The organism is Pseudoalteromonas arabiensis (assembly GCF_001550155.1).
Lineage (GTDB): Bacteria > Pseudomonadota > Gammaproteobacteria > Enterobacterales > Alteromonadaceae > Pseudoalteromonas > Pseudoalteromonas arabiensis.
Genome location: NZ_LRUF01000008.1, coordinates 670,931 through 696,970 on the forward strand (window position 1 = coordinate 670,931; position 26,040 = coordinate 696,970).

A 26,040-nucleotide genomic window follows, 5' to 3' on the forward strand; every position below is an offset into this window, starting at 1 on the left:
GTGTTTTTGCTCTGTCGGCTAACTCTAATAAAAAAGCCAGCACAAAAGTGCTGGCTTTTAAATAATTAAAATTGATAGCTCATTGAAAGAGCAATTTCATTTATATCATTCTCAGAGACAAAATACCGCGTATAGTCAACACCTATACTAACTGAGTCAAGTAGTTGATAATTTATACCTGCGCCAAGAAAAAGATCAGTTCCTTCATCCCGTTTGACAATAGTATTTGAATTATCTCTGCGACTGTTTATTTTATATTTCCAATGATACGCACCTAGAAACAGCTCCCCTTTGAGCGATGAGGCTAAATCAACTAAATAGTTAGCTTGAATTGCCAAGCCAGTAGGTAAAGCAGGCGCTTTGTCTGAAAGTTCTGAGTGCGCTTGCTCAGGGTTACTCGTTTCTTTAGAAAAATTAACACTCGCTTCGCCTAAATCAATATATCTAATACCCAACTTCCAATTAGGTTTTAAATTATAAAAAGCACCAACGGACCAACTAATGCTTTCATCATCAATCGCCGTTTGTACCCATTGCTCAGATGAATATGAACTTTGAGCTGTCGCTTGACCTAGGGTTGCAGACACTTGCCAATCTTCCGCGGCTGCTGAACTTGCTAACACACAACTAGTGGATAGGAGAGCAAAACTCGGTAACCGAGACACTCTACGTCTTACTACAAAAGCAGAAACGACGAGTAAGGTGATCATGCCAAGGCCACCACCTGATGATTTATTGCTCACATTAACAGTTTGTTTTAACTCAACGGTTACTGAAACGCTTCCCTGTGATTGCGCACCTTGTGCATCTTTCACAATATAGTTGATCGTATCCATCCCTTCAAAACCAGCCGCGGGGGTGTAGCTCAACGTACCATCGCTGTTAACAACGGAGGTACCAAATTCTGTGGTAGCCGAAACTAAGAACAGTTCACCTTGTTCTGGGTCGCTGTCATTAGCTAAAACATCAATCGTGATGGTTTCTCCATTGCTAGATGCGCTATCATTTTGTGTCACGGGAGCTTGATTAACTTTAATAGTCACAATTGCAGTACTATTAGCCGTTCCTCCCATCCCATCAGTGATACTGTATTGAATAGTCGCATCCCCGATATACCCGACTATAGGCGTGTAAACAAGCTGATTATTCTCGATAACAACAGTACCGAAATCAACCGTTGCACCGGTAATGGTAAGGGTATCATTATCGATGTCTTCATCATTGGCTATCACATCAATAACGACAGATTCCTCAGCCATAATTGTCACAGCATCTGCATTCGCAATTGGGGCGTTATTTCCTGTGGTTGGCACAGCAACACCACCTGGGTCTACAATACTACCATTGGCAACACCATCATCATCATTTGGACCACCGTCAACAATACGTAGTTGTACACACCAGTCCCCTTCAGATAGCCCTGTTGTCCACTCATTACTACCTGGCGGAGGACAGAAGCCTGGTTCACCTTGCGCTGACAGTACTTCATTGCCGTCAACAATTACAAAGTTCTGCCAATCTCCATTAATTAATTTCCGATAAACAGCATTTACAGGAATAGGTTGTCTCTGCGGTAAAACAATACTGTAGGTATCACCAACTTCTGGTAAACCCGTTGCTATAAAGTCGAATAGCCCTCCAGTATTGCTTGCAGTTGGATCTTCCGGTAATTCTGTTTCTAGCAACTGCAAACCGCCCGTATTATTTTGCGGCACTGTAGCCCCTTTGCGCAGACATACTCCAGGGTCACCTTCTACTAAAAATTGTGACGACTCTAATGCTTGCTCTTGCATTACGTTACAATCAGAGATTGCATCCATAAAATCAGGAATACCGTCACTGTCAGAGTCTACATACCCTTCTTGATCATCAGGTATTAAATCGCCATCGCTATCAACCGCAGTCAGTTCAGGTAGTGACGGTATTACTTCAATATAAACATCTTTCATAGTCGACAAACTTGGTACTGCATTATCTTTTGCAGTAACACGTACCTTGTAAATGCCAGAAGCTACAGCGGCTGGATTAAACTCAAAAATGAACGGATCATTTGAGGTGTTCACAAACTCTAGCGCAGCATCCCACTCAACAGTTACTTCATCCGTTGGATTTGGATCTGATACGTTTGCGGTAATTGTCACCAATTCACCTGAAGCAGTAATAGTGCTGCGTTGTTGATTATTCTGTAAAACTAAGGTCTCAATATTCGGCGCGACATTGTCTTCGACAATTGTCACCGTTGAAGTAGATTTTGCGCCCTTATTTACAGAGTCACCAAGGGTTATAACAATAGTTTCGTTACCTTCATCACTACTGTCGGCAAAAATCATTAGTGGAATACTCGCCGACACGCCAGCGCTTATAACCAATTCGCCAGATTGTAAATCATGATCAGCGCTGTCCGCTGTACCAGATACAGTGTAAGGAATTACCACAGGATAACTTGGAGCAGGTCCGTTTAAATACACTTTGACGGCATGCTCTTTATCTTCAGCAACTCGACTATCTTTTTGTAATGATACAAGAGGATTAACATTTAATTGCTGAGTTGTCGTTACTTGTTGACCTTCATTATCCACGGTTTGCCAGTACACCAAGTGTTTACCCGGTGCAAAAATAGGGGCTCCACGTACGAGCGAAACAGGTAGAGGATTACCTAAGTTATCAAACGCCATTGCCACTCCCAGATCAACTTTGGTGAACAAACCTGTTGCATTGACAGTTAAATCTGCAGGTGCCGTGATGACTGGCACTTTTGAAGAATCATCACTATTAATAGCAATCGTTGCAGTCGCTTTAGCTCGAGCTTTATTCTCGTCTTCGATAATATAATTAACAAGAATTGGGCCTTGAGTATTCTCAATTGCTTGATAACTCAACGTGTTATTGTTAATAGATACTGTACCTATCGACGCTTTTGCACCAATGATACGCAATGCATCGCCATCAGCATCGGTGTCATTTTCAAGTACTGATAATGTATATTGATTATCAGATACGGCTGCAAAATTAAAGTTATCGTTATTCGCCACAGGGACATCATTTACCGCACTTACATTTATCACCACTGAAGCGTCATTAGATGATAATTGTCCATCAGAAACACGATAAGTAAATGTATCATTGCCATTAAAATTTGGGCTCGGTGTATAAGTAAAAATCGTCCCTTGTACTTGTACGTTACCATTTTCAGGTTGCGAGATAAGTTCGATAGCTAATGAATCATCATTGGCGTCTTGAACATCTGCCACAAAGCTCGTTGTCCCATCTTCTTGGACATTTCTCTGCATGTCATTGGCTACTGGCGCTGCGTTAGTCGCATTAACAAGGATAGAGAACCCTTCTAAACTTGCTTGTAATGAACCATCACTGACACTAATGACAATATTTTCATAATTACCTACGTCAGTAATATCAGGCGTGCCTGACAGTCTGCCCGTAGAAGTATCAAAACTCAGCCATGCAGGTAGATTAGAGACAGAAAAGCTGAAAGTGTCTGAATCAACATCTTCAACGGTAGGCGTGAAACTATAGTTTTCACCTTGCTTCACCTCGATAGGCGGTACACCGAAAATAACAGGTGCATCATTCACTGGATTCACAATAATATTAAATGCTGGTAGAGCTGATTCAAGTTCACCGTCAGAGACAGTAATAACAATATTATCGTAACTACCACTTTGTCCCTCAATTGGTGTACCTGAGATTGTTCCCGTCGTATTATCAAAACGAGCCCATAATGGTAAGTTCGTAATACTGAACTCCAAGCTATCGCCGTCTGAATCTGTCGCAGAAGGAGTAAAGCTATAAAGCGTGTCTTCATCTATTGAAGTAATAGGTTGACCTGAAATAACCGGTGCATTATTCGACGGAACACTTGGAGGGACAATTGTTACAATAGCCTGATTGGTGCCCGTACTATCTATCAGCCCATCATTAAAAGTATAGTTAAGCGTGACTGTTGAGGCAGGGTTATTAGCATTATTAATGTAGCCAATTGCCTGCAACACACTATCAACGAGAACTGAAGTCGCATTACTGTTGAAAGTAAGTTGTAATGTTCCTGCTGAATTAGTGGTTACCGTTCCCACCACATTGCTATTATAGCTTAGCGCACCGCCTTGAGTTAACACTCCCAGCAACCCTGTGTTAGTAAAGAGATCGTTACCGTTGGCTCCACCCGCTCGCGCGATAGTTACAGATGCACCATCATAATTACCATTGCCGCTATTAAGTGCGTCTAGTTCACTATCTGCGACTGTGACATTGGCATCAATTACGATCGCTGAACCGCCCTCAGTAAACGTGCTTCCTCCATTCAAGCCACTAAAAACAGGGCCACTATTTGAAGATCCAAAAGTAATCACAGTATCACTGCCCGAGTCAGCGACTGTATACACAAGATCACTCGCTGGAGCATTTGTAAGTGAGAGTGATATTTCAGGACTTGAGAAGTCAGTAGCATTGGTATCAATCTCTAGGATACTGCTGCCATTAAAACGCACATTACTGGTTGATAACCCAGTCATACCAGTAATCGTTATTACGTCACCAATACTCAGTTCTGTTAGTGTATCGCCATTCAAATCACTTGATTCACCAATGAAGTTATCACTTCCACCATTACCTGTGATGGTATCTGCTCCCCCACCTGGGCGGATAGTATCTGCACCACTACCACCAATCATCGTGTCTGATCCATCTAAGTCAGCAGCGGTAATTTCAAGAACATCGCCAACAAACGCTGAAGCATCAATTACTAGATCAGCAGTTATTGCACTGCCAGTGGTATTAGTAACAGACACTGTTTGTGTATCTGCATTGAAGTTATCAGTTAAATTAATCGTTGCTACATTATTAGTGCCAATTGAGATCCCTTCGATTCCCGTAACATTAGTTGTAGCAAAGTCAAAGGTTCCCCCATCCATAAGGTTTAGTGTTTCAATGCCTGTACTGCCAGTAATGCCAGTTGTAAAATCATTTAAATTTTCAGCATCAACAGCAACACTTGCACCACTCGCTAAGCTGAGCGTTCCTATACTATTAAATACACCACCACTGACGTCTGCACCATCAGTTACTAATAGATTATCAGCAACACTACTATCGCCAGTTAATATGCCACTGTAAGCACTTCCGCCGATAGCAAACGTGATGGCATCTGAAGTTGAATTAGCTGTGACAGATGTCGTACCGCTTAAAATTGTGATGGTTCGAGTATTAGAACTATCATCACCAATCAGATAGTTTTCGATACCTGTTAGTGCTGTTATATCCCCGTCACCACTTAGCGTAATAGTTTCCGAACCACTGGCAGTCAATGTACCGTTAAAGTTTTGGTGCTGGCTGACTGTCATTGCAACATTGGCACCCGATTCTATCGTTAAATTACTTACTCCATTGATAGTTGCAGCAGTAATATCAGCACCAGAACCCAAAGATAATGTGTCCGCAGTCGTATTGTCACCCGTGATTGTGCCTGTGTAAGTAAGCGAACCTAAATCGAAGGTCACTGCATCTGAAGTTGAAGTAGCTGTAACAGAGTGGTTAGTGTTGCTTACTGTCACTGTTCGTGCGTTTGTAGAATCATCAGACAGTGTATAACTTTCAATTGCAGAAATAGTGGTAATATCACCGTCACCTGACAGTGTTAAAGACTCACTTCCACTACCAGAAACTGTTCCGGTAAACGACGATAATTGCGCTACCGAAATTGTAGCTGAACCATTTTCTGCTACTGATAAATTTTCAAAACCACTAACCGTTGCGCCAGCAATATTCCCACTATTGCTGAGTATGAGTGTATCTGTTCCACTTCCTCCAGCCAGCGTTCCCGTTGCATTCAATGTGCCTACATTTACTGTATCGTCACCACTGCTCCCTGTTAGGTTCTGCGCTGCATGACCCAAAGTAAAAGTGTTAACTGCTGAAAGTATGTAAGTTTCAACTGCACTATTACCCCTTAAACCATCACTTGAATCACTGATAGTGATACTCTCAGTGCCAGCAGCAGTGATTGTTGTGAAGTTATCATGCTGTGCTTCGGTCATCGTCACTGATGCATTATCACTCAAGGTCAATGACTCAAAGCTGCTAAGCGTTGCACCACTGATGTTTGCGCCAGTATCCGCTCGTAACGTATCTGTACCCGCACCACCTGCAAGCGTACCTGTTGTCGTAAAACCTGCAACATCTATAGTATCAACTCCAGTGCTTCCCGTAACACTCTGCGCAGAACTAGCCAGTGTAAAGCTCATTGCCGCACCCAGCACATAAGACTCGATATCGCTATCACCGATAAGGGTTTGATCTCCATCAGCACTCGATATTGTAAATTGGTTAGTACCTGAGCCATTGATCGTTGTAAACGCATCATGCTGCGTTTCTGTAAGTGTCAAAGATCCATCAGTTTCTGGCGTTAATGTTTCGAAATTAGTTAATGTCGTAAAATTAGCTAGATTAGAGCCTGTTGCTACAGACAAGGTATCTGTCCCCGCGCCCCCATCTGCAATTGAACCGACAATATGGCTGGGATCAGCAATAGTCAGTGTTTCATCGTCACTGGTGAAGGTAATTGCTGGAGATAAATTCGTGCCGTTTGTTGTATTAAAACTGGCTGCAGTACTGCTCGCCGCTGTGAGATTACTCACAGAAATAGTCGCTGTGCGAGAAGTACTATTATTTGTACCGTCATTTATGACAACGGTTACAGTTCTAGAAGTTTGATTCGGTGAACTGGAAGTATTGTTGTAAGTGATGGCTTGTAGAAATGTTTGTACTTCTGCTGCAGAAGCAGTTGCGCCAGTTATAGATATTGTATCTTGTAGCGTAATATCAGACGATCCTGAAACTCCCGTCAATGCATCTTGGGCTGATGCACTAATATTTAACCCTTCAGATACACCATCTTGATCGTTTGTAAGACTTACGGTAATGGTTGTTAGCGTGTCGCCATCTGCTTCTGTCACAGCCGCATTCGCTGCAATATTGACCGCACCAGCCCCTTCAGAGAATGATACACTGCTATCGTCACTGCCGCTCGTTGAATCTAAGTCAACTGCAGGTGCAGTGTTACCTGTCGAGAAATTAAAGCTTGTATCATCATTAATACCTGGAAAGCTGTTTCCCGCAGAATCATCAACAGCAGTTGCGTCAATACGAATAGCGTAGTTACGATTACCCGATAAATTATTGCTAGGGTTTATATAAATTTTATCATTTGTAATGCCTATACGACCGGCACTTGGGCTTGTCGTCGTACCATCGCTCTCAGTTGCTACATTAAATACTTCAAAGTCACTATTGCTACTGACGTCACGAATAGTAATGTTCCCCGTTCCAAGGGATATATTTTCATTAAAGTCGACAACGATATTGGCATTTCCTGCAACACCTGTGGCATCATCACTTGGCGTCGAATTTGCCCCATCAAACGTAGGCCCTATACTGTCAATTGTAAAAGCACTTATTGCCAATGGCGTATTAGCATTACCCGCAGCATCCGTTATTGTAATCGTACAATTACTGTATGTACCATCGACGAGCGGTGTGCTGTTATCGGTTTGCGTCAGAGTAATGGTTTGGTTACCTATTGAACTAATCGTTGTTGAGCTTGAGGTGCCACAACTCCCTCCTACTGATAGTGTGCCCGTTTCAGTGGTACTAAATGTGTGGCTCGGAGTACTGTCACTCCCTGGAGTGGTCACTGCGGTCACTTCTGCAACCGCTGGCGCTGTAGTATCCACTGTGAAACTGGTTATATTCAAAACTGAACTAGGATTATTCGCTGCATCGGTCACAGTGATAGTACAGTTGCTGTAGGTGCCATCAGCCAAAGCTGTTGAATTATCAGTTTGAGTTAAAGTTATAGTTTGATTACCTGTACCACCGATAGTTGTTGATGTCGACGTACCACAGCTACCTCCTACAGACAAGGTACCAGCCTCATCGGTAGTAAAGGTGTAGTTAGGCGTGTTATCGTTCGTTGGGGTTGTAACGGGTGTCACTTCACTAATGAGCGGTGCAGTGCTATCTGAAGGCGTGAGCATAAACTCAATATTGTCAATGCCTAAATTGTGTCCATTGAACCCTCCACCCACATAACTAACAACAACCGTTGATACAGAGGTCCAGTCGGATGCCGTTAATGTTGCTAAGCTGTCACCACTCCAGTCAGGGTCATTATCAGAAATTGTAACTGCCGTTCCACTATCTGGAGTAAACGTATAGGTTCCACCAACTCCACCACCACTAAACTGCCCGAGATCAAATTGCGTAATGCTAATATTCGAACTAAAGGACATCGTCCAAGTTTCTCCGGACTGAGAAGTAGTTGGTACCATAAACCCCGATAAAACATTTTGGTAACTAATTGTTCTACCTGCAGATTGAGTCGCTGTCAGCGTCACACCGTCAGTGGTTGAAGTGAACGTAGTCGAGCCATCCCCTGTATTATTTGCGCTATTATCAAAAGTAAATGTACTTGCTATTGCACTAGTACTAAAAACCGCAGATAAAAGCAAAGTAAGTTTCGTAAAGTTAAACTTACCATTCAATAGGTGATATCGCCCCCAGTTAGAGCTTAAAAGATGCTTACTATTCATAACTCGACCAAACATTTATATTTACACAACAAAAAAGAGACATTAAACAATCCCATCTACGTGGTAGGCACATTAATTTTTATAACGGCACTAAAATCAAATAATTTTTTTCAACCCACAATGCATAAAGGACTAACTCTGTTGGAGAGCTAGTCCTTTAACAAACAACTATGCACGAGAGGGATAAACTCCCTGCAAAGCAATTAACCAATTGAGCGGTAATACTGGGTTAACTATATTAACTGGCGAACTAGAGCCAGTATCAAGGTTTGTAACCGTTCCCCCACCAGAACCACCGTCTTGAATATTTAGCCCTTTGATCTCAACTAAATCGGCTCCCCCCAAACCTGGTTTAAAGAAACCTGGACTAGTATTTGCGCCTATATACGTGTCTGATGTTGGTGTTCCTGTCGACGCAGGATTAGTCGCTACCTGTAAAGAGCCACTCGCAGCAGTACCACCACTAGCTGTAAAAACAGCGGTGTGGGTATGCGATGGCATTTGTGGAACTGTCAAAGTGATAAACTCGCGACCCATTTTAAAACCTTGCCTATAATCCTGCCCGCCAGGCATTTGCCCATGTCCAACTGGACTACGCCCACGCAAGTCAGGCAAGCCAAATGTGCTGCGAGCATCACCACCATACTGGGCTCCAAGTAATGAGAACAGCGCCGTGTTTTCGCTAATTGCTTGGATTTGGCCGACACACATTGCCCAGTTCTCAATCGTGAATGTGCCGCCAAAAGTTGTCATAGTGCCAATAAAGGGTTCAGTAGCCATGTTGATTCCTCTAAATAATTTACATACCTTGTTGTGATTGTGTTGTTACTAAATCAGTGGCAACACAAGCCTTTTAGTTACTCTTTTTTTACTGCTTACTACTCATTACTTAAAATTTTATATGAATCAATTTATTCAGGATCGGCGTTTGTTGTACCTGGTAACCCTGCATTAAATACTGGAGGAATAAAAAACTCTGGTAACGAAACCTTAAGCGCCTCACCGGAAAGTACTTTATCTAAACAAACCGTACCTAGTTCATTAACACTTAATTGCAACTGCGCATCGTCGTCACTGCTTGGAAAACGCCAATATAACTCTGTCGTTTTGTAGCGTATCAAAGCCATTTGTTCATACTTGTCGAAGTTACTCGGCTCCTCACAAAACCGATCGTGAATGTTTTCCAGTCTTTGTTCTCCTAAAAACTGCACCAGCAGTGAACCCATTCCGGGTATATCAACGACGCTACACTCACCGCTTTTAACCACAATCTCCCCCCTTCCCTCTTTAGGGGCAACCTTCTGTGCATCATTTGCACGTGGATAATTGCCCCCATTAAATGGGTAAATGAGCAACTCAAAATTATAACGATTAGTTAGATTGATCTTTATATTCATACCTATCTCGCTTCTGAGGTTAATGTCAGCGCATAGTTAGAATGCAGAATTGATAAATACTCCAGACAAGCCACTATCAGTTCTATCTTAACTAAGCCTCTAAAAATTAGCTTATATTTATCAATACGTTTTGATCTTAAATAACTCTACTTTCATAATTAGCACCGCAGCAAAGCTCCATACCTGGTTCAAGTGAAAATAACAATGCGAAACGATAGCCATCAAATACACCTTGTTGCGCGCCTATGATGTCTAAGCGCACGGCGCAATCATCGGTTTTAACAACAAGCCCTGCATTTTTATCTAATTGCACAACCGTTCCTGCTTTGACACCAACCAAATTACATTCAACAGGCGTCGCTTGCAGTAACTGAAATACACTTTGGCGATATTGGAACAATGCACACGCAACGTCTGTATTACCCGCTCGTGCCATATTAGCTATTTCTCTTGCACTATGTTGTCGCCAATCTACCAATAAGTCTGAGTGTATAATTTGTGGTGCAGCCTTAAGACTTGCTCCTTGCTCTTGTGGTCGCCATACGGCCCCACCACTTTGCTCGGTTTGGACAAACTGAGAAACTAAGTACGGCAAGGCTTGAGCCATTTTTTGGTGAAGACACTTATTAGTCTCAAAAGGGTGAATATCTATTTCGACTTCGCAACCAATATCCCCACAGTCTAATTCTTCATTTACTTTATGAAGAGTCAGTTTCGTACTACTTTCTCCATTGCGGAGCTGCCAATATATCGGTTGGGGCCCTCTATAATCCGGCAGTGGACTTGGATGAATATTGACTAAGTGTTCTTGAAAATACTGGATGAGTGTTGTCTTAATTTTATGTCTAAACAAATAAATGACACCGCACTCCACGCCCATGCGATCTAGCTGCATAATGAGAGGCTTGTCATCTTTTTTGTTATATTTCAGCATGGTTATTTGCTTTTGCTCTAACCACTGTTGTAATTGTAATAGGTCTGGGTTTGCATCGGAATCTGGCAACACAACACATGCCAGTAGTCCAGCTTGGTCTAAATACTCAATCGCAGTAGCGCTAAGACAACTCCCCGTAAACACCGCATACTTATTCATCAGCATATCCCTATAATTTTACAGGCACAAAACCCGGTAACCCTGTCAGTTGATAGTAAAACTGAATCGTATCCCCGCTACTAGCAACAAAGTGAGTATGTTCGATGTCTTTAGGTTTAAGATCTATGTAGACGCTATTGTCTGGTCTTGGATGTGTGATCCCTGAATCATATTGGCCAACCTCTTCTTGCGCGAAGGTTTCTATGTGAGCATAGACCGCAAAAATACGTTTGCTCATATCTTCGACACCCTTAGGTAGTACAATTTGATTAGCAGGGATCACTTTTATACCGCCTTCAAGTTCAAGCTCTTGCATTTCTAACAAAGTAGACTTATTGATCTTAAGGATTTCGCCTAGCTCCACGCGGTCTTGTTGTGCCTCATTAGCTACATTACTTGAATGACTAAACTCTTGAGTTTTCCATTGTTGATTAAACTCAGTTTCCCCAACAACCATCATGCCTTTTACCGACACATTTTGCGGGATCATCCAACCGTCTATGGATAAGTATTTTACTAAATGTTTAGCAATACTTAATTGGCCCTCTTTCGTAAAACCATGTTGCATCGCTTCTAACACTAAAAGATCAATCGCATTTTCTGGCTCAAATATGCTCGCATCGGCCTCTTCAATAAGTGATATATACTCTTCTAGCTGCAAGTCACTCACGAGCTGTTTAAGGGTTAATATTGCACCGGGCTGAATATCCACAAGTGTCACTTGGATTTGACTCGGCTTATAAGTTTGAGTCTCTTTGTAATAACTAAGTAAAGGTAGTAATAAAGGGGCGAAAGGGCCGCATGCTGGATACAACACATTAATTGAGGGTTTATTTTTTAACTTACCTTGAATTGCTTTATCAAGCCCGCGTGCATATCCCTTTATTCGGTATATATCCTTTATTGTATGCTTACAGTTATAGGGTGACATAATCAAACCCGTCGCTGAAATGTACTGATGTGTAAGTTGCTCTTGGCTTAATCCCGCAACAGCCATAGACAGCACTGCTTGGTCATACATATTTTCGAATGTTTTCACTAATTGAGTGTGAGGGGCAGTTATTTCAGAAAGTACCAACGTCATAGCTTCAACAAAACTTTGTTGCAATACAACGAGCCTTTGTTCAACACTAATAGAAGTCTTCAGCAATGATTCCAACTGTGTTCTAACAGAGTGTTTTAGTAACACGTCTATCTCAGGGTTAGCGTAATCGTATAAAGTCTTACTGTTTGTACCGTCTATTCTATCCATGTAATAAAAACTCAGATTTGTTAAATTGCTAATACCTATAGTTATAGATAATTTTATCTTTAACTAAACAATGTCACGCTGTTTTAGATCAAAGCGAATTACATCAGTATAGTTTTAATACTGTTATTTACAATTTAAGGGTACACTTAAAACAACAAATTATTTATTACACTTTATTACAGCTCATTGCATTACCAATTACCTAGTGCTACTTTGAAAAAATGGCATAAAATAAATTGATAAAATGAAAATACTATCGAGGTGTGGTAAATATTATTACCCGTATTTATTTGCCTAGGGTTCGACCAATATTTAAAGAAAAAAATCACAGAAAAGCTTGCCAAAAAAAATTTGAAAAATATATTTCCAGATGGAAAAGAGCGTGTTATTTCATCCTCGAAAATAAACTTTCGAGATCCACGTTTATAGCATTCCAAAAAGTTTTCAGTGTTCATCCCTCATTTTTTAGAGAGGATCTCTAATATGAAAAATTATATTGAGACTATTTTAAATTTTTTAACCGAAATAAAAATAGCTTATGAAATGACTGATCTTAAAAATAAAACCCTTTTGCCTGGGTTATTTATTCAAAATGGAATTCTTCAAATAGATATAAATAAGCTTAAGTATCCAGGAGATATTTTACACGAAGCCGGCCATATCGCAGTGTGTGAACCTATTTTTCGAAATCAGCTAACGGGTGATGTTTACAAACACGGTCTATCGATTAAGAGAGAGCCTCAAGCGATGCATGGTGAAGAAATCGCCGCTACAGCTTGGTCAGTTGCTGCTGTAAAACATTTAGGCTTACCTATGGAGCTCATTTTCCATGATAAATCCTATAAAGGATCTGCACAAAACCTTTTCGATTTATTTGAAAATGGTGGGTTATTTGGTCAACCGTTATTGCAAGCGTGGGACATGACTTGCCCAAACTCTGGCTTTCCCATTATGCGAGCATGGATAAGAAAAACAAGATGGGTTAATTCGCTTTCTTAATGAGCGACTAAGCGCTTAGTAAAGAGCTAGCTTCTAACAAAAACACTTTATAATAATGGACTTATAGTGCTTGAGCAGGCTCTGTCGCATATAAGACAAAGCCACAACAAAGCTCTTTTAAACTAAACGAGCCTTATTTTTCCCAAGCAGAGAGTACATCTTTCACCAACTCATAGCGCCATGAGTTAAAAAGGTCTGGTCTTGATGCCGCTTTACGTTCTTCATCATCGAGCTTCCAATTCCAGCTGATCAGTTGATTAATCTGTTTTTTAGAGGCCAATACATCTTCAGGAATCCCCTGCTCTTTTGCAGCCTTGGTAATTTTTTGTTTAATGTCTTTAGCGGCTTTTTTATAAGCCGGAAAATCAATTAAACGTTTTAATTGTGCTGGTTGCTCGCTTACAGGGACAGCTTTACCACGTTCAATACATTTTAAAATTTCGACGCCTGAGCGGTTAACTTCCATCGACTCAACACCTGGGACACGGCGAAGTGCATTCAAGCTTGTTGGCTTACGTTTGGCAATTTCGACCATGTTATGCTCTTTTACCACAAAGTTAAGAGCAAGGTTTTTGCGCTCTGCTTTTTCACGGCGCCATGCTGCAAGTTCGCGTAATACAGCTAAATCATGCGGTCGTAATTGCCATGCATTTTTAATGTCTTTGTAAAGCTGATCGGCAGGGGTTTGATAGGCACGTTTTTGCGCAACTAACTCGCTTTCGCTGATCACTATGTCAAAAAAGCCGGCTTCATCAATTTGTTTTTTAATGATTTCAAAACAAGGCAGTAAATGAAAAGTATCGGCAGCGGCGTAATCTAACTGTTTTTCAGTTAGCGGACGCTGTAACCAGTTAGTGCGTGATTCGCTTTTATCAATTTCGATATCAAGCAACTCTCTCACCATGTGCGCAAAGCCCATGCAGTTACCATGACCTAAAATTTGCAGTGCAAATTGGGTATCAAACAGCGGTGTTGGTACAAAGCCAGCATACTTTTGAAACACTTCAATATCTTCTGATGGTGAATGCAGTACTTTTAACACTTCTGGGTTTTTAAGTACTTGCCAAAAATCAAAAAGCGACAACTCAGCCAGTGGGTCAATTAATGCTAAATGCTCACCATCATATACTTGAATAAGTGCAACTTCAGGATACAGTGTGCGACGACGCATAAACTCGGTATCAATTGCCAGTACCGATTTACCTGTAATTTTTTCTACAAAATCATTTAATTGGTTTTGTGTTTCGATCAGTTGATATTGCACTTACACTCCTATAGGAAACATAAAAAAGCCGGCTGATGCCGGCTTTAATTATTTCTTTTCGTCCTTTAAGGCTCTTCTTAGAATCTTACCAACGTTTGTTTTTGGTAATTCATCTCTAAACTCAACGAGTTTAGGTACCTTATAGTTCGTTAAATTATCACGACAGTGCTTTATTATATCTTTTTCAGTTAAAGATTGATCTTTTTTCACAACAAAAACTTTAACTTGTTCACCACTTACCTCATGAGGAACACCAATCGCTGCCACTTCAAGCACGCCATCGTGCATTGCAACAACTTCTTCAATCTCATTTGGGAAAACATTAAAGCCAGATACGATAATCATGTCTTTCTTACGATCAACAATGTAGAAGAAACCTTCATCATCGTAAGTTGCAATATCACCTGTTGCAAACCAACCATCTTTTAAGCATTCGGCTGTTGCATCAGGGCGGTTATAGTAACCTTGCATAACTTGTGGGCCTTTAACCCAAAGCTCACCAGGCTCACCTTTCGCTGCTTCTTCACCATTTTCAAGCATTAGCTTAATATCAGTGCTTGGTGCAGGTAAACCAATGGAACCGTTATAACCCTCAAGGTCGTATGGGCTCAGTGTTACAAGTGGTGCACACTCAGTTAAACCATAACCTTCCATTAATTTGGTTTTCGTTACAGCTTGCCATTTTTCAGCAACGGGACGCTGTACAGCCATACCACCGCCAAGTGACATTTTTAAGCTTGAGAAGTCTAGCTCAGCAAAGCTAGGGGTATTTAGTAAACCGTTAAATAAGGTATTTACCCCCGTCACCGCAGTAAATTTGTGTTGTGCTAACTCTTTTACAAAACCAGGCATATCGCGAGGGTTAGTAATAAGCACGTTCAAACCGCCATATTTCATAAAGGTTAGACAGTTCGCTGTCAGTGCAAATATGTGATAAAGCGGTAATGCCGTAATAACGACTTCTTTACCCTGCTCTAGCACTTTATCTAAGCAGCCTGATACTTGTTCAAGGTTACCAACCATGTTGCCATGCGACAGCATTGCACCTTTTGATACGCCTGTTGTTCCACCTGTGTATTGTAAAAACGCTAAATCGTTTAAATCAATATCAGGCTTTTTATAGTTTGCTTCATCACCTGCCAATGCATCTGAAAACTTGATTACATCTGGTAGTGAGTAACTTGGCACCATTTTTTTGATGTGTTTAACAACAAAATTAACAATGTGCTTTTTAAGACCACCTACCATATCACCCACTTGGGTAACAACAATGTGTTTAACATTGGTTTTTGGAAGGGCTTTTTCTAGCGTATCGGCAAAATTAGCAAGAATGAAAATTGCAGCTGACTCTGAGTCATTTAATTGATGCTCTAATTCACGTACGGTATAAAGTGGATTTACGTTAACCACCACACAGCCAGCACGAAGAATACCTAAAATTGTTACAGGTGTTTGAAGCAAGTTCGGCATCATCACCGCAACTTTATCGCCTTTTTTTAGACCTAGGTCGTTTTGAATATACGATGCCACACGTTTTGTCGCACTGTCTAGCTCACTGTAGGTCAACTCTTTACCCATGTTGGTAAAGGCTGGAAGGTCACTATAGTCAGCAAAACTTTTTTCAAACAAGTCGAGTAACGAGTGATAATGCTCAGGGTCGATTGTTTCAGGCATACCTTCTGGGTAGCGCTTAAGCCAGATTTTTTCCACTCTTAGCTCCTGTTTATAATTATATTTTTTAATAACCTTAATCTAACTAAGGCTGTTTCACAATGGAGTAAATACTCTAATGGTGCAGATAATCCCACATTTGGTGCAATTATACAATTAACTTGCTTTATAGTGCTTAATAAATGCATGAATGTGCTCTAAGGTTAATGCAGGATTTTGCATATGGCAATGGTGACCGCCAGGTATCTGATGAATTTTTAACTCCTTGTAATATTTGCCATATGCTTCTAAGTTTTGCTTAACGAACGGGAACCCTTGCTCGCCAAGGATTAGCTGGCATGGTGCCTGAATTTGTTTGATGGTTGCAATACATTGTGCTTCATCAAAACGAAAACCTGAGTGATTTTTAAGCTTAGGGTCCGTTGTTAAATACCACTTACCTGCTTTGTGGTAGCTATTTCTGTCCATCAGTAACTCTGCTTGTGGGTATTCAAGGTCACCACTGGCAAGTCTTGCACTAATAATGTGCGCTTTAGACTCAAATGCTCTGAGCCCTTTAGTACTGACTCTTGCTCTATTTAAAATTGCTTTGCGAAGCTGACTGCTCACATCATTACTGTTTGTTGTGACGCCCCCTATTCCCTCAATAAAATTCACCGATGCCACTTTTTCAGGGAAGCTGCTGGCAAAAACACCTGCAACCATAGCGCCCATTGAATGACCCACTAAATGCACTTTATTCACTTCAAGTGACTCAATAAACTTATATACGTCATCAATGTAGTCAATAAAGTAATAATGAGCATCGCTACTTCGCCAATCAGATAAACCATGGCCTGGGAAGTCTATACAGTACCAAGTATTATCGAGCTTGGCATTCTCTAACATAGGAATGTAACTATGTGCATTATCAAGCCAGCCATGTAAGGCAACAACAGCCTCTTCACCATGGCCAAAGGTTAGGCCACGTAATGTCTGAGTACCAGTTTGAAAAGAAAAAGGTTGCACAATTACTCCTATTTATTAAGCGTTTCAACTTAAAGGCGTTTATTTATCGTCTAGCTAGTATACAATAATCCTCGCAGTATAAATAAGGGCACAATAATAAGGTTACATCAATGAAATTAAAATTAAGTCTTTTAGCATTATTATGCTCAGCAGGCTCAGTAATGGCTGAATCAGCACCAAAAAACATTATTTACATGATTGGTGATGGTATGGGCCCAGCATATACAACTGCATATCGTTACTTTAAAGATGATCCAAATACTAAAGTCGTTGACCCAACTGTATTCGATACCATTTTACGTGGTATGGCACATACTTACCCTGATGATCATACTTATGTAACTGACAGCGCAGCGGGTGCAACAGCACTGAGCAGTGGTCATAAAAGTTATAATGGCGCAATTGCTGTTGATACTGATAAAAAACCAGTAAAAACCATGCTTGAAGTTGCTAAAGAGCGCGGTATGACAACAGCATTAGTAGCTACTTCACAAATCAACCACGCAACACCAGCAAGCTTTGCTTCACACAATGAATCACGCCGTAACTACGACGAGATCGCTAACGACTATATCGATAACAAAATCGCGGGTAAGTTACCGGTTGATTTAATGTTAGGTGGCGGCACTAAATATTATGTTCGTGAAGACCGTAACCTAGTTGAAGAATTCAAAGCAGCGGGTTATCAGTACAGCGATGACTTCGCAGCAATGAGTGACTTAAAACAAGTTCCAGCACTTGGTTTATTCGCTGAAGTGGGCTTGCCTTTTGCACTTGACGAAAATCCGACTCGTCTTACGCAAATGACAACTAAAGCACTTGATTTACTTGATGGTCAGAACGACAAAGGCTTCTTTGTGATGATCGAAGGTAGCCAAATTGACTGGTGTGGTCATGCCAACGACATCGCGTGTGCGATGGGTGAAATGGATGACTTTGCTAAATCGATTGAACAAGCAAAAGCCTATGTAGATAAAAACCCTGATACTCTCCTTGTTATCACAGCCGATCACTCAACAGGCGGTTTAACACTGGGTGCTCATGGTCAATATAAGTGGGAAACTGACGTTGTTAAGGGTGTCAAAGCAACGGCGGGTACCATCACAAAAGCCTTGCTTGAAAGCGAAGATTTAAAATCGGTATGGCAAAAGTATTCTGATATCGAGTTTACTGAAGCAAATGCGATTAAGCTCAGCGAAGCGAAGAAAATGGGCGATAAAACTTTAGTACTCGCCGTTAAAGATATCATTAATCATGCAAGTTTTACTGGTTGGACAACCGGTGGCCACACCGCTATTGATGTGCAAGTTTTTGCCTATGGTAAACGTGCTGAAGATTTCTACGGCTCGCAAAACAATACTGCGATTGCCAATAAGTTGATTGATTTTATTAAAGAGTAAATCTTCTGATCATAAAAAAGCCTAAACACTGTTTAGGCTCTCTTCATTTAATTCATTTATTTTATTAATTATGCGTACACATCTACGCCAATTAAACTTTGCACTTCGGCACGGCGATCCAAATTAGCAAACTCAGTGTAGGTGGAAATAGCACGGCTAACTTTCACACTGCTAGGTTTATCATAAATTGTTTGCTGATAGCTTTGCGACTCAGCTTTAAACTTATCGGCAATAACAACAGCTTGAGGGCTCGATTTAACATACTCTGTTGACGATTTTTGCTCAGCCGTTCGATCTGATATCGCCTTGGGCGTATCAGTAACGGTATTTTTACGGCTATATTGACCAGGGATGTCACCGGTATAAAAGCCTGAGCCAATAGGTAAAGTCAAACGAGTATTCCTACATCAAACATGACTAAATTATGTGCCATAACTGACGGGCACGCAAGTCCCGTCGCTCTTTCAGTTACTCTCGGCCTGGTAGCTTTTTCCAAGTCACTGTATCACGGACATATTTAGGCTGTGCATTCGCAGCTGTCACCGTTTCACTGTTAGCGAAAGCTGTGGCAACAGATGCCAGCATGTATTTCGCATCAGGCAATAAGATGTTTTCATGTAAGCTTACATTTGCAAGGTCTGTAACAAGCTCAGGATAGGTTTTCCAACCAGTGCCCACCGCGGTTGCAGTTGTGTCAGGTAATGTTAACAACTCAGGTTTAATGACTTGCTCTTCATCAACAAGTAGCATTAAGCCATGTTCATTTGCTTTATAGTGAGCGTAATAAATTTCACCCATACGCGCATCAATCGCAGAAAACACATCACTTAATTGGTGTTGCTCAAACGCCTGTTGCGCCATCATTTGTAATGTTGATACGCCAACCAAAGGCAAGCGTGCGGCATAAGCTAAACCTTGTGCAATCGCAACACTAATACGCACGCCCGTGAAGCTTCCTGGCCCTTGACCAAACCCAATCACATCTAAGTCGGTTAATTTACATTGTGCCTTTGCGAGTAACTCATCAATTAAAGGCAAGATCTTTTGGCTGTGCTGCTGTGGGCACTCTTCAAAATGATGAAATGTTTGCCCTTGATAATGTAGCACCAGCGATAAAGCTTCAGTTGATGCATCTAAGGCAAGAATATTGTGTTTAATCATCTAAGTTACTCTAATTGATCTGTTCTAAAAACGCGTTTGCCATTGCTAAATCACGCGTGCGGCGCATGGGTGGCAAACTTTTTAAAAATACTTGGCCATAATGGCGCGTTACTAAGCGATTATCGCAAATAACCAGCACACCTTTATCTTTACTATCGCGAATCAGTCGCCCTACCCCTTGCTTTAATGCAATCACCGCTTGGGGTAATTGAATATGTGCAAATGGGTCTTTACCTTGCAACTGACAATCTTGCATTTTTGCTTGCAACAATGGGTCATCCGGCGCGGCAAACGGCAATTTGTCAATGATAACACAACTTAATGTGCTGCCTCTAACATCCACGCCTTCCCAAAATGAGGCGGTACCGAGTAAAACGGCATTACCGTGACGGGTAAACTTTTCAAGGATAATACGCTTTGACATTTGCCCTTGCATATAAACCGGGTAATCCATTTGTGTGGTTAAACCTTCCGCCACTAAATGCATCATACGATAACTTGTAAACAGCACAAAACAGCGACCTTTTGCTGATTTAATCAACTCAAGGGTCAGCTTGATAATAGCATGGGGCATATTATTCGCATGAGACTCAGGTAAATAGCGCGGTAAACAAAGTAGCGCTTGTTGTTGATAATCAAACGGACTTTCAACAATCATGCTTTGCGCGGGTTTTAGTCCAAGACTGGCATTAAAATGCGCTAATTCATTATCAACCGATAGAGTGGCCGAAGTAAAGACAAAGCCAGCCCCTGTGTCTTTCATCATTTGCGCAAATTTAGCCGATACATTTAGCGGTGTAATGTTTACCGTTAAATAGCGCCGAGTTGTTTCATACCAATAGCTATAGCCCGTTTGTGCAGTATCAAATACCCGCTCTAACTGGCCTTTAAAGGCGAGTGTACGCTCAAACGGGTGCTCTATTTTTTCGCTACGGTCTAAACATAATTTCAACACTTGATATAAAAAGTCGAGGTCGCTTATCACGCGGTGCAGGGCTGCACAGATATCTTTATCGGCTAGCTTTTCACGCCAGTCACCGCGACTGCCATCTAAGCCAAACTGCAAACGTAAATCTGCCACGCTGGTTTCTAACTTATTGAGGGTTTTACCTAATTGCAGCATATCGGGGATATCTGCACGGTAAATCGCGCGTAAGTCATTGATTAAATCCATCAGCTTTTTAGTACTAACACTTTCACCAAAATAGTCACTGGCTATTTCACTTAACTGATGAGCCTCATCAAAAATGTAGGCATCAGCAGTTGGCATCAATTCAGCAAAACCCGTGTCTTTCACAGCCATATCAGCAAAGAATAAATGATGGTTGATCACCACCACATCGGCTTCCATCGCATTTAAGCGCGCTTTACGAATATAACAATCTTGGAAATCGGGGCACTCTTTACCTAAACAGTTATCAGCGGTTGAGCTAACATAAGGCAGTACTTTGGCGTCTTCTTCAATACCAACACAATCTGCTAAATCGCCAGAACGCGTTTCACTGGCAAACTTTGCCACCATCGCCAGTTGATGCATGACATCTGGATCATCTGTTGGTACATGCGCAACGTGCTGACTTAAGCGATAGGTACATAAATAATTTGCACGGCCTTTTAATAGGGCTACTTTTTTCGTGGCACTGAGTGCTTTTACTAAGTTGGGTAAATCACGATGAAACAACTGTTCTTGCAGCGCTTTTGAACCCGTTGAGATGATAGTTTTGCCTTTTGATTTTAACGCAGGCGCTAAGTAAGCATAAGTTTTACCTGTACCTGTTCCCGCCTCAACCACTAATTGGTGACGTTTTTTCAAGGCATCATCAACCGCAACAGCCATGTCAATTTGTGGCTGTCTTGGGGTGTATCCATCAAGAGAAAGTGCAAGCGGACCCGTGGCACTGAAAAGTTGTTTGATAAACTTCGCCAATAAGATTAAAAGTGATGGGCAGATTTTACGTAACTGGTTAACCTAGGGCAAGACTAAATGAGGAAGCAAGGCTTCCTCATTATTAAAAACATGGCTTATTGTGCTTCTATAGTGAGTGTCACACCCAATGCAGAACTATAACCTTGCAAGTCTATATACCAAGTACCCGCTTGTGGATTACTAATCTGACATGTCTCTTCGTTGCCATTCTTATAAGGTCGACATTGATAATTTGAACTCGTCGAAGGTGAGCCGTAATTAACATATAAATCAGCATCACCACTGCCCCCTGACATAGTCACTGTTAGATTACTCATACCGCTTGGGATCGCTTGAGTAAACCTCTGCCAAGTACCACTGGGTACATTAACATTCGTTTCTGTGCGGTCTATAGGTGTACTGCCAGAGCCTTGGCTATAACTTCCCGTTAATGCAACACCGGCAATTTCATTCCATGCTTCAACCATAACGTGATAAGTCCCCGCTTGTATTGATGAAATCGCACAGCTTTCGTTACTTGAAGATGTTGTACTTTTACAATCAAAATCTTGTAAAGTCGGCTTGCTGGCAAATTTGACATATAAATCGGCATCACCTGTACCGCCCTGTGTCGTAAACTCAAGGTTGCTGCTCATTGCTGGCACTTCAAGGGTAAAAAATAGTTGCTGTTTTGCAGTCGCAGATAAACCGGTTTTTGCTACACCATTTTCAAGTTCATTACTTGGTTCGCTCACAACATCACCGGCATTTTTTGCCATTTCAGCAAGGTAGCTCACAGCCAGTTTGGCGAATTTGCTGGCATGTTGCGCGTCGAACTGTGAATCGTTTGAAGTATGGATGAGAGGGTTAATATCGCTCATTCTTGATTCAAATGGCATTGATGCAGCAAAACCTTGCTGATACCAAGATGCATGATCTGAACAGCCATAACCACATTGGTCAAACCCGTAGCTAACACTTGGTTGATAAGCATCAAGTAATTGCGATAAATACTGGTTTTGTGGTGAATTAGTGTAATCTGTCATCATCACAATGTCTGTGCTACTGCCGTTATTACCTGTCATATCAAATTGCACCATACCAACCACATTTTTAGCCTGTGATTTATAACTCTGGGCAATATCTTTAGAGCCCCGAAGGCCGACTTCTTCTGCAGCAAAGCCCATAATTTGGATACTCCGTTGAGGTTGATAGTTATTATCAACAATTGCTTTTAGGGCTTGGGTAAGCACAGCAATGCCTGATGCATTATCGTCTGCACCAGGCGCACGCCCATTACTTGGATTTGATTGATTTATTGAATCTAGGTGACCCCCAATCACGACAATTTCATCGGCTTTTTCGGCACCTGGAATAGTCACAACAACCGACGACTGTGAAAAACTATGATTGAAGTATTCGACGCTAATATCGCTACGGCTACTTGCTATTTGTTGCCAGTGATTTTTTAACCACTGAGCTGCATCTACACCGCTTTGCACTGAATAGTATCGATTATGGAAATTCATCATACTATTCACTGTATCAGTAAGCTCACTTGCATTAATTGATGAAAGCAACGCATTGACTGTCGTAGCGTTATCAATAGTGTAGCTTGCAAAGCTGCTCGTCGAAGCAAGGTGTGAAACACTATTTAGCTTTTGAGTATACAGTTCGGCATCGGCTAGAGATTCATGAGCCACAAAACCACCACAGCGATGGTAATTATCGTGCATAAATTCGCTTAACCCTGCTATATCTTGTTTATTGACACGCATAAAGTTTACATCATTTATAACTGACGATTGCAAAGCGAGGTTACGTGTTTGTTTTTGTTTACTTAGCGCATCTTGTTGAAAATGTTTTGCGGCTAGAGCATCAATTGTCACCCAGACTGTTTCATCATCTTGAGCGAAACACATTTGGCTTAACGACAGTGAGGCTACACCGACTAAGCACTGCTTAAGAAGGGTTGTCATAATGGGTCCTTTTCTTTGTAAGGGAAAGTAAAGGGAGCAAATGCTCCCTTTTTATGATTGGCTAATTAGCCGAGATGGAGAGTGTTACGCCACTCGCTGCGTTGTAACCACGTAAGTCAATATACCAAGTGCCTGCTTGAGGGTTGGTAAAGGTACACGTTTCGCTGTTACCATTTTTATACGGACGGCAATCATAGCTAGAAGTTGTTGATTGCGAACCAAACTTAACGTAAAGATCTGCATCGCCAGTGCCACCTGAAATAGTGACATCCAGTGATGAATAACCCGCCGTTAAATCTTGTGTGAAGCGTGTCCAGCTACCTGATGCAACACTTACATTTGATTCTGTACGATTGATGGGTGTCACTCCACCTGAACCATTATCAAAACTACCTGTTAAAGACACACCTGAGATTTGGTTCCATGCTTCTACCATCACATAGTATGTGCCTGCTTGTACATTACTGATTGCACAGCTTTCAGTGCTAGTAGATGACGTACTTTTACAATCAAAGTTGTTAAGTGTTGGTCTAGAGCCATACATTACATACAGATCGGCATCGCCACTTCCACCTGTGGTATTGAATTGCAGGTTTGTAGCACCACTCGGAACATCTAAAGTGAAGAACAGCTGTTCTTTGGCTGCGCCACTAATCCCTGTGCGCGCAACACCATTTGTTAACGCTTCGTCAGTCGGTGGCTCAGTTGTACCGCCACAGCTACTACCTGCGCTTAAGTTTGAACTAACACCTACCGCAGCAAGCGCTGCTTGAACATCGGCAGGATCGTAGTTTAAGTCACATGCCGCATCCATCACGCCATTACCTGCAAGGTCCCAGTTAGTGCTTGCTGTCCAATAAAGTTGGTTAGCGCGTGCCATAACCACAAATGCCTTTTGCGTATCCCAACCCGATGTGGTTGCAAGATTATAAAATGCTTTATTGAATACGCCTGAGCTGTAGTGAACATCCATACCAGAGTAGTAGTCATTTTGATGATCAATTGAGCTACCATCTTGGGTTGGATTATTCATGTAGCGAAGTGCACCATTACCTTTGAAGATCTCCTGACCAACTAACCAGTCGTTTGAGCCTTTCATGTAAAACTCAGCGGCTTCACCAGCCATATCAGAGAAAGCTTCGTTTAAACCACCCGATTTACCAGAATAAACAAGTCCTGAGTTTTGCTCTGTAAAGCCGTGGCTCACCTCATGAGCTGATACGTCTAGACTTACTAGAGGGTAAAACGTATTTTGGCCATCACCAAAGGTCATAGCACTGCCATCCCAAAATGCATTTTCGTAATTGTTACCATAGTGAACACGCATTTTTAATTGGAAAGTTAAAGGTGCAGTACCTAACCAATCGTTATACATATTAAAGATAACGTTACCAAAATAATGTGCATCATTGAGTGGCGAATATGCACCATTAATTTCTTTAAAGGTATTTTCAGGGCAAGTAAACGAATAAGCCGTAGAACCACTCGTACCGCCATTGAGGTTAATCGTTCTTACGTTGGCGTTATTCATCGTACATGTGTTGCCCGACTGAGAAACATCAAGACTACTGAAGTCACTGCCATAGAGGTACTTACCCGTTTTTAAATTGCCGCCAGGGCCTGTTGCACTTGCATGCTGGAGGTTATCCATACTAAAAAGTACTTCACCAGAATTGGCATCAATAATTTGATAAGGGCGAGACGGGTTTTCACCATAAGTAACGTATGACACTTCATAAACCAAATGCGCAACGCTATTCTCATCAAGCCAAATAGCTAAACGAGACTGCTCATTATGTCTCTCTAGGCCTGACGATTTTTTTGCAGCGGCTGAATTAGCAAGGCCATGCGCTAACGCTTTTTGCTTTGGTAAAGCAGGTGAAACAGAACCAATATCTGATGCAATGTCATAGACCGCGGCACCGTGTGCTGTTTTTAACTGTCCCGCATCATCAAAGGTAAGAATAACCGTATCGCCAATAACTGGAATATTCTTATACATTTGCTGGTAACGGCGGGTTGTCGTACCGTTATTGCTTTTTATTTCTTTTAAAACAGTTAGTTCATTTCCAGCTTCCAAACCAATTAAATGTTTCGGATTAGACATTAATACTGATGCAGCATTAGTCTGTAATGCCTTATTAATACCTGTTTGCTTGTTTAGGTATTTTTTATTTGCAGCTTCTGCATTTGTTGCTTGAGCTAATGCCAAAGCAGCAAGAGTAGCTATTGTGAGTTTTGATAAATTCACGTTTACGCTCCGTTAGATTGTTATTTAATATTTTCCTAATAATCGGGTTACACACC

At 41.4% G+C, this 26,040-nt stretch carries 15 protein-coding genes; 2 read left to right on the forward strand and 13 right to left on the reverse strand.

The window, feature by feature from the left end; all coding sequences use genetic code 11:
- Positions 1-65: 65 nt before the first annotated feature.
- From PAARA_RS05625 to PAARA_RS05645, 5 genes are all read right to left on the reverse strand, one after another.
- On the reverse strand, positions 66-8,603 hold the full coding sequence (locus tag PAARA_RS05625; RefSeq protein ID WP_062568072.1) for an Ig-like domain-containing protein: 8,538 nt from the start codon (positions 8,601-8,603) through the stop codon (positions 66-68).
- 168 nt (positions 8,604-8,771) lie between these two features.
- Positions 8,772-9,383 carry a phage tail protein gene (locus PAARA_RS05630; RefSeq protein WP_062568073.1) on the reverse strand — a complete coding sequence of 204 codons (612 nt, stop codon included), beginning with the start codon at positions 9,381-9,383 and terminating at the stop codon, positions 8,772-8,774.
- A gap of 131 nt (positions 9,384-9,514) precedes the next feature.
- Complete coding sequence (locus PAARA_RS05635) at positions 9,515-10,000, reverse strand: hypothetical protein (protein ID WP_062568074.1); 486 nt, start codon at positions 9,998-10,000, stop codon at positions 9,515-9,517.
- A 136-nt stretch (positions 10,001-10,136) separates the two neighbouring features.
- Complete coding sequence (locus PAARA_RS05640) at positions 10,137-11,093, reverse strand: formyltransferase family protein (protein ID WP_062568075.1); 957 nt, start codon at positions 11,091-11,093, stop codon at positions 10,137-10,139.
- 10 nt (positions 11,094-11,103) lie between these two features.
- The gene (locus PAARA_RS05645; protein ID WP_062568076.1) at positions 11,104-12,345 is read right to left on the reverse strand and encodes an SAM-dependent methyltransferase; all 1,242 of its coding nucleotides are present in this window, start codon (positions 12,343-12,345) and stop codon (positions 11,104-11,106) included.
- Positions 12,346-12,828: 483 nt separating this feature from the next.
- Between PAARA_RS05645 and PAARA_RS05650 the strand changes: the two genes are divergently transcribed.
- Entirely contained in the window at positions 12,829-13,344 is a 516-nt protein-coding gene (locus tag PAARA_RS05650) for a hypothetical protein (protein WP_062568077.1), read from the forward strand.
- Positions 13,345-13,477: 133 nt separating this feature from the next.
- Here PAARA_RS05650 and rnd read toward each other — a convergent pair whose 3' ends face one another.
- From rnd to PAARA_RS05665, 3 genes are all read right to left on the reverse strand, one after another.
- Positions 13,478-14,608: a ribonuclease D gene (gene rnd / locus PAARA_RS05655; RefSeq protein ID WP_062568078.1), complete on the reverse strand. Its 1,131-nt coding sequence runs from the start codon at positions 14,606-14,608 to the stop codon at positions 13,478-13,480.
- A gap of 48 nt (positions 14,609-14,656) precedes the next feature.
- On the reverse strand, positions 14,657-16,318 hold the full coding sequence (gene fadD / locus PAARA_RS05660) for a long-chain-fatty-acid--CoA ligase FadD (RefSeq protein ID WP_062568079.1): 1,662 nt from the start codon (positions 16,316-16,318) through the stop codon (positions 14,657-14,659).
- Positions 16,319-16,435: 117 nt separating this feature from the next.
- A complete protein-coding gene (locus PAARA_RS05665; protein WP_062568080.1) occupies positions 16,436-17,287 on the reverse strand; it encodes an alpha/beta fold hydrolase in 852 nt (283 codons plus the stop codon).
- 110 nt (positions 17,288-17,397) lie between these two features.
- Here PAARA_RS05665 and PAARA_RS05670 point away from each other — a divergent pair, with 110 nt between their 5' ends.
- A complete protein-coding gene (locus PAARA_RS05670) occupies positions 17,398-18,687 on the forward strand; it encodes an alkaline phosphatase (protein ID WP_062568081.1) in 1,290 nt (429 codons plus the stop codon).
- 68 nt (positions 18,688-18,755) lie between these two features.
- Here PAARA_RS05670 and PAARA_RS05675 read toward each other — a convergent pair whose 3' ends face one another.
- The 5 genes from PAARA_RS05675 to PAARA_RS05695 all read right to left on the reverse strand — a co-directional run bounded on the left by PAARA_RS05675 (position 18,756) and on the right by PAARA_RS05695 (position 25,984).
- On the reverse strand, positions 18,756-19,079 hold the full coding sequence (locus PAARA_RS05675; RefSeq protein WP_062568082.1) for a hypothetical protein: 324 nt from the start codon (positions 19,077-19,079) through the stop codon (positions 18,756-18,758).
- Between the two features lie 76 nt (positions 19,080-19,155).
- Entirely contained in the window at positions 19,156-19,848 is a 693-nt protein-coding gene (tsaB, locus tag PAARA_RS05680) for a tRNA (adenosine(37)-N6)-threonylcarbamoyltransferase complex dimerization subunit type 1 TsaB (protein WP_062568083.1), read from the reverse strand.
- Positions 19,849-19,858: 10 nt separating this feature from the next.
- On the reverse strand, positions 19,859-21,775 hold the full coding sequence (locus PAARA_RS05685) for a DNA repair helicase YoaA (protein ID WP_062568084.1): 1,917 nt from the start codon (positions 21,773-21,775) through the stop codon (positions 19,859-19,861).
- A 95-nt stretch (positions 21,776-21,870) separates the two neighbouring features.
- Positions 21,871-23,733: a M20/M25/M40 family metallo-hydrolase gene (locus PAARA_RS05690; RefSeq protein WP_062568085.1), complete on the reverse strand. Its 1,863-nt coding sequence runs from the start codon at positions 23,731-23,733 to the stop codon at positions 21,871-21,873.
- Positions 23,734-23,794: 61 nt separating this feature from the next.
- The gene (locus PAARA_RS05695) at positions 23,795-25,984 is read right to left on the reverse strand and encodes a M4 family metallopeptidase (protein WP_062568086.1); all 2,190 of its coding nucleotides are present in this window, start codon (positions 25,982-25,984) and stop codon (positions 23,795-23,797) included.
- Positions 25,985-26,040: the final 56 nt, after the last annotated feature.